The organism is Nostoc flagelliforme FACHB-838 (assembly GCF_014698065.1).
GTDB lineage: Bacteria > Cyanobacteriota > Cyanobacteriia > Cyanobacteriales > Nostocaceae > Nostoc > Nostoc flagelliforme_B.
The window spans coordinates 1-5,619 of the sequence record NZ_JACJSI010000371.1 but is presented as its reverse complement, the minus strand read 5'-3'; the positions used below and the strand labels follow the sequence as shown (position 1 = coordinate 5,619).

Below are 5,619 nucleotides of genomic sequence, written 5' to 3'. Positions count from 1 at the left end.
GTCAGTATTTTGTATCTCAGGAGACACCAATGAAAAATCCCTCAGATGCACGACACTTAATTTCCATTCTTCGGAACAATGCCTAATTTACATGACTTTGAGCCTTAACTGAACCGTATTGCTACAGAATCACCCGACTCAGTGAAATGTGAAAATTGGTGTGGGCCATGCGGTTTAAAGGTTTGTGGTGTTTCCGGTTCAATCAAATCATCTAAATCTAGGTGCATTGTTGTCCGCACTAGACCAGCAAAGAGATCGGTGCTAATAATTGGCCTCAAAAGGCTATTGCGATCGCGGGTATCTTGCAACAGCACTTCGGCACGAGCCTTAAGAATATCCGCAATTTGACTGAAGGCAAGCGCTGCGGTTGATAACTGTGCCTCCAAGGGTAATTTTTCAAGCTCCGCATCTAAACATTCCCACATCGGTACAAGTGAGGATGTTGCTGGAGATTCGGACAACTCATCAAGCACATCCCAGATTGTTAATTGGTGGTATGTGGTCATAATAATTCGTAATTTCTAATTCGTAATTCGTAATTCGTAATTATTGCCCCAAAGGATTTATCCGGGGGCTTGAATAAAGTTGTTATGCGTTTTCTCTTTTTTCATAACTGAAGTTAGTGGCTTGTACCCTCAATGATTTAATTATTAATTAACTCCTAATTAATTACGAATTACGAATTACGAATTACGAATTATTCGGTCATTGCTACAATTCAGGATTTAACAGGCAGGGTCGCACTGGGCAGTAGCTTGAGGTAATCTCAAACATATCTTTATATTGATAGAGTGAAACACCATATTGTTTCGCAAACGCCTGCAACACCTGATCTGTATAGGCACGGATCTTGCCAGCCGTTAGCCCAAAACAGTGAATTGGTTCCAGGCGACAAATAGGTTTTTGCCCTAGCCAGAGTTCTGCCGACATAGCGTGTAATGGTTTATCCCCTGGTTCTTTATACAAATACAGCACTGCAAAATACGTTGCTGGTGGTTCGACTGCGATTGCATCAATTTCTGCTGAATTATTCTGCGAACGGTGGCGATAGAATGAGCGGCGATTGTGGCAGACTTTTGGATTCCAACACCCGTCCCCTTGTGGCCCATGCAGTAGTTTAGCTTGGGTTGTTGGTAGTTTGGAACATAGCTGACATTTGGGATCAAGTGGTTTAGGCATACCTTACTCCACTTCTTCACCGATTGCCCGATAATAAGCAGCGATCGCAGCCTCCTGTTCACTGCGAAGCGTATACCGCCGAAACGCTTTCTCGCTTTGATGTCCCGTTAGCTTACGGGCATGGCTGGGGTCAACTCCCAATAGCAATAAGTCAGTAGCGTAAGTATGTCGAAAGGAATGAGGATGTAAATCCTCAATGTGAGCTATTTCACCAATTTTTTCTACAGCGAAGTAAATGCCGTGATAACTCAAGCGTTCACCCTTGTATGAAGCATGGTGTGAAATCATCAATGGACTGAGGCTGGTCAAAACCTCTCCTTGCTGTTCGCGCGTAAGCAAATACTCTGCTAAAACTTCCCGGCTCTCTTTTCGCAGTGGAACTAAGCGTGGTTCATTGGTTTTGGTATCTGGTAAAAATAGCAGCTTGCCATCAAATGACCCAACATTTAGCTGTACAACTTCCCCTGCCCGGAGTCCATGACTGAGAATGTGAACAAGTGCTGTATCCCGTTGCTTTGTTTCTCCCAATAACTCTAACGCTGACCAAACCTGTTCCATCTCTTCTGGGGTTAGACTCTGGGCTGGTGGTAGTGGCACTTTTTCCAGTTTAATCCCCAGTGTCGGATTAGTAGCAATAATTTCAGGATACGTGTAACACATCCATTTGAAAAAGCTTTTGAGTGCCGCAATTCCCGCATTGATGCTGCTTTTTGAAAGCGGTTTACCTGCATCAGTCCGTATTTCATCACGGAGATATTCTTTATATAGCGCAAGATGACGTGGACGCAGTTCATGATAGTGCAGCTCACTCCAAGCCAAAAACCTTTTGAGTTCTCGTTCGTAAAGCTTGCGGCTGTTAGGTGCGAGATTGTTGCTGCGTAAAAATTCCAGTACTTTTACCCACCGGATATCAGTGGGTGGTCTTGTACTAGTGGTGCGCCCAAGGAGCGATGCAGTTTCAGCGTTTAGGGGAATGAGTTTAATTGGAGGTAAGTTATTTAGCTCAAGGTTATTCACAGTAATTAAGCGATCGCACTCGGTAGTTCTGAATTTAAAAGTTCAGTATACACGAATGCTGTGGAAGACAAAATAAGAATCAATTATCTTTTATCCGACATAATCTACGATAAAGATACACGAACCCCCAGACACAACACTTTCACCAACATGCGATCGCGGAGGGGGCATATTGGCAAGGCAATAGAAACTATTACGCTGCCGATGAATTTTGCTTGTCTTGGTATCGCCTTTGATGCGTAATCCAAGCGATACACACTTACAGGGTGCTAACTTAGTAGTTATAGTTAGCCGTAACTTATTATAAGCACGATTCAACTATAGCTTTGACGTGGTGCAAAAATAGTTTACGAAAGTTGCTCAGGCGGTTGCCATAATATTGGTTCAGCGAAGAGACAAAGGTATTGCTGCACAAATATGCATTCGGGAAAACTTTTCTCCCTTGCTTTGTGCCTGTTCCTCAATCTCTGACCGAATAGGGGAGAGTGTAGATTGCAGATTGGGGATTGGAATATTACACGAGCTACTAGCTTTCAATTCCTGGAAAATCTCCAATTTACCCTCTAATATCAACAATAAATCTACAATCGGCAATCTGCAATCCGTTGACATTCGGATCGTGGATAACTGCAACCGCCTCAATGCAGAACCGTCTGGGAATACAAATTGTCTGCTTTAATTACAAAAATCATCCACTCGGATATCCCGCCAGACATCAGAAACCTGCCAGCCAGAGTTGCCCACAGATTGTACTGGAGGATTGTCAAGCAATGGAATATAGTCGGGAACTCTAGGCTCTTGAGTGATTACTGGTTTCTGCTCAACCACAGGGGCAGTAGAATTGACAGTATCAGATCGAAGAAGTTGGTCTTCTGCTTCTTCAATTAACTTCATCTGTCTCAGGGTAAGCTTGTCGGATTTTTTGATGATTTTCTTCTTGGTATCTATGTGATTAGAAGTATTCATTGGGTGTTCCCTCAAAAGCATTGGCAAAAAATTTGTCTGGGTAAAGTTGGGGAAGGTAAGTGTTAATAATTTGCACGGAGTAAACACTCTACTGTAAATCTATGGAAAATACCAGTCCCTTGCTGAAGAATTTATCAATATCTTACGTAAAATCAGCATGAAAGATGTTTTAAGTAATCAGCAGAGTGATTGAGCTAAGTTGACCCTACAAGGCACAAAAACTCTAATAAGTAAAGTAGCAATTAGCGTTGCTCAAAGGCAATATAGAGCTAGGGGTAGGGGAGCTTCTGCTCACGAACTGTTAACTGTCAGATATAGTTGGATTGCCTTAGAGCGCAACCAAGTATGAGTAAGTAATCTGTCTCAAGCAAGATTAGGAAAGCTAAGACAGCAACTAAGCTGTTAGTAAGTGGCTAGTTATCAGTTTGCATAGGGGGGTACTTAAAGAAAGTTTAGGTACTCTTTATCTAAGTATTTTTTTTTATTTTCATTTATTCAGATTTTCTCTACAAGACACTATTGGTGGCTTTTGAGCATGAGTCAGATCAATTACCAATTCGCTTTTTCACAATGGGCTACGCCCCGCAACGCTTTCGCAATTAGTACCCCATGCCTGAAGGCATTAACTCTGAAAATTAATGCGGGAGCATTTCTTCATCTTCCATCAATGAATTAAATTTGCTCTGTATCCCAACGGTTGAATTATCCAATTACGTCCGCTGTGTAACCATTTTTTTGAGCTTTGGCTATTGGTTTAAGATGTGCGAGGCGTGAGGTAAGAGTCGCAACAGACAAAAACTTTGCATCTTTTGTGAGGCAGTTTGATTTACAGTTTGCACCGAGCGCTGGCAATATCCAAAAACTACTGCAATCAAACTTAGGCATTTGATTCATCTCAGGGGAAAAAATTCAGCTTGTGAGCGACCAGCTATTCCAGCAACAGGTAGAGTCAGCTTGGGTAGCGAGTCTTTATGAGCTAATTAGTGAAATTAAGAGAGATTAGGAGGAATACTTTTTGGCACAAAAGATTTGTTTAGAATTTTTGCTGAATTTTTAAGGGTTTTGTATACATCAATACGTAATATTTTTACTTAAACTACTACCTTTGATGGTTACGTGTTTTCAATTATAGTAGTAGGTTATGGACTATCATCTAAATCAAGCAACTAGCAGTTTAATGACATGAGGTAAGAAATTTTGGGGCTAGACATTTTTCAGGCGAAAGAATAAACATAAATACAAGTATCTTTAGAGGATTGACAGTTCTTATAGTAGATGATATTAAAAATTTCTTGTCCTAATTAGCTGTGTTCTTATTTGATAGAAAACCTCCATAAAGCTGGAGGTGACAAAAGCGATTGAAACTCTTCCCAGACTCTATTATGGAAAGGTCAATTTGAGGTTACTATTGCCCTATTTACTGATTGTAATGGTAAACTTGTAGAAAATTTTTGCTGTTATCTCGATAAGTATCGTAATCGCATTATCAACTACGAATACCATCAAGCTGAACAAAGTCTTGTCTATAGCTTTAAGGAGAAATAGTAATGCTTACGAGCGCTCGCATCCCAACTACCAATATGGAAGTTACTAGCATCCGCTTAGAGGGAGAAGTTAAAAAGAAGCTCAAAGAAGTAGCTGGTAATCAGGGGTATCAAGCTTTGATTCGAGATGTGCTTTGGAATTATGTTCAGCAAAAATCAGGTGAATGGAAGCCTCGATTTTCCCGAGCCGACATACGAGCTAGCATCGCTGCCACAGCTCAACAAGAAGAACGCTGTGTACTCACAGGTCAACTAATTCAATCCCAAGAACCGATGTTGCTAGGACTGGTTAGTAATGGTGATATAGTTCCTTTGAGCGTCGAGAGTTTGGCTGGATAGTCTTATATTCACGCAATGCAGTTCAGTTATTTTTGCTAGATAACTGAACTTACTTAAACTTTCACTTCTGATGCTGGGGGGAGATTACCGAAACTACGCTTATCGAAAATAGCCAATCTACAATATAAAAATAGAAAGACTTAGGCATAGAAACCCTAGAGCAACAAGAGCTATTTCAGAAATTGCAATGCAAATATGGCCAGGGATACTTTTTTCTAAACCTGTTCAAACTGATGCTGTAAAAGGCAATCTTACGTACTGTACAAATGCCTCTTGAGTTCATTAGTTGCATCCTTTGCCCGACATAAACATTCGTATACTGCTTGACGGAATTCCTTCATCTGTGCAAAAACATCCATAACGATAGACGAAGATTGGTTGTGCTTTTTACATCTTCCGTTACTGGTTTAGAAATGGAGGGTTATGAAGTTGAAATTGTGGAGTCGGGAGCGGCAGCGCTAGCTTTCCTTGAATCAAAAATACCTGATCTACTTCTACTAGATATGATGATGCCCGGCATGGATGGGTATGAAGTTGCTCGGCGCATCCAAAACAACCCGATTTTACAAATTCT

7 protein-coding genes and 1 pseudogene are annotated in these 5,619 nt (G+C 41.1%); 3 read left to right on the top strand and 5 right to left on the bottom strand.

Annotated features, from left to right (window positions below):
- Positions 1-104 precede the first annotated feature (104 nt).
- The 5 genes from H6G97_RS43990 to H6G97_RS43975 all read right to left on the bottom strand — a co-directional run bounded on the left by H6G97_RS43990 (position 105) and on the right by H6G97_RS43975 (position 3,162).
- Positions 105-506 (bottom strand): hypothetical protein, encoded by a 402-nt coding sequence (locus H6G97_RS43990; protein WP_190946786.1) that lies wholly within the window; start codon positions 504-506, stop codon positions 105-107.
- Between the two features lie 205 nt (positions 507-711).
- A complete protein-coding gene (locus H6G97_RS43985) occupies positions 712-1,179 on the bottom strand; it encodes a hypothetical protein (RefSeq protein ID WP_190946785.1) in 468 nt (155 codons plus the stop codon).
- 3 nt (positions 1,180-1,182) lie between these two features.
- Positions 1,183-2,196: a tyrosine-type recombinase/integrase gene (locus H6G97_RS43980; protein ID WP_190946784.1), complete on the bottom strand. Its 1,014-nt coding sequence runs from the start codon at positions 2,194-2,196 to the stop codon at positions 1,183-1,185.
- 384 nt (positions 2,197-2,580) lie between these two features.
- On the bottom strand, positions 2,581-2,808 hold the full coding sequence (locus tag H6G97_RS52015; RefSeq protein WP_206759166.1) for a hypothetical protein: 228 nt from the start codon (positions 2,806-2,808) through the stop codon (positions 2,581-2,583).
- 63 nt (positions 2,809-2,871) lie between these two features.
- Positions 2,872-3,162: a hypothetical protein gene (locus H6G97_RS43975; protein ID WP_190946783.1), complete on the bottom strand. Its 291-nt coding sequence runs from the start codon at positions 3,160-3,162 to the stop codon at positions 2,872-2,874.
- 1,314 nt (positions 3,163-4,476) lie between these two features.
- Between H6G97_RS43975 and H6G97_RS54070 the strand changes: the two are divergent.
- From H6G97_RS54070 to H6G97_RS43965, 3 genes and pseudogenes are all read left to right on the top strand, one after another.
- A pseudogene (locus tag H6G97_RS54070) lies at positions 4,477-4,677 on the top strand (ISKra4 family transposase); the annotation flags it as partial.
- A 32-nt stretch (positions 4,678-4,709) separates the two neighbouring features.
- The gene (locus tag H6G97_RS43970) at positions 4,710-5,045 is read left to right on the top strand and encodes a hypothetical protein (RefSeq protein WP_190946782.1); all 336 of its coding nucleotides are present in this window, start codon (positions 4,710-4,712) and stop codon (positions 5,043-5,045) included.
- A 413-nt stretch (positions 5,046-5,458) separates the two neighbouring features.
- Positions 5,459-5,619, top strand: a 161-nt coding sequence (locus H6G97_RS43965) for a response regulator (RefSeq protein WP_190946787.1), incomplete at its 3' end; no start/stop codon positions are given.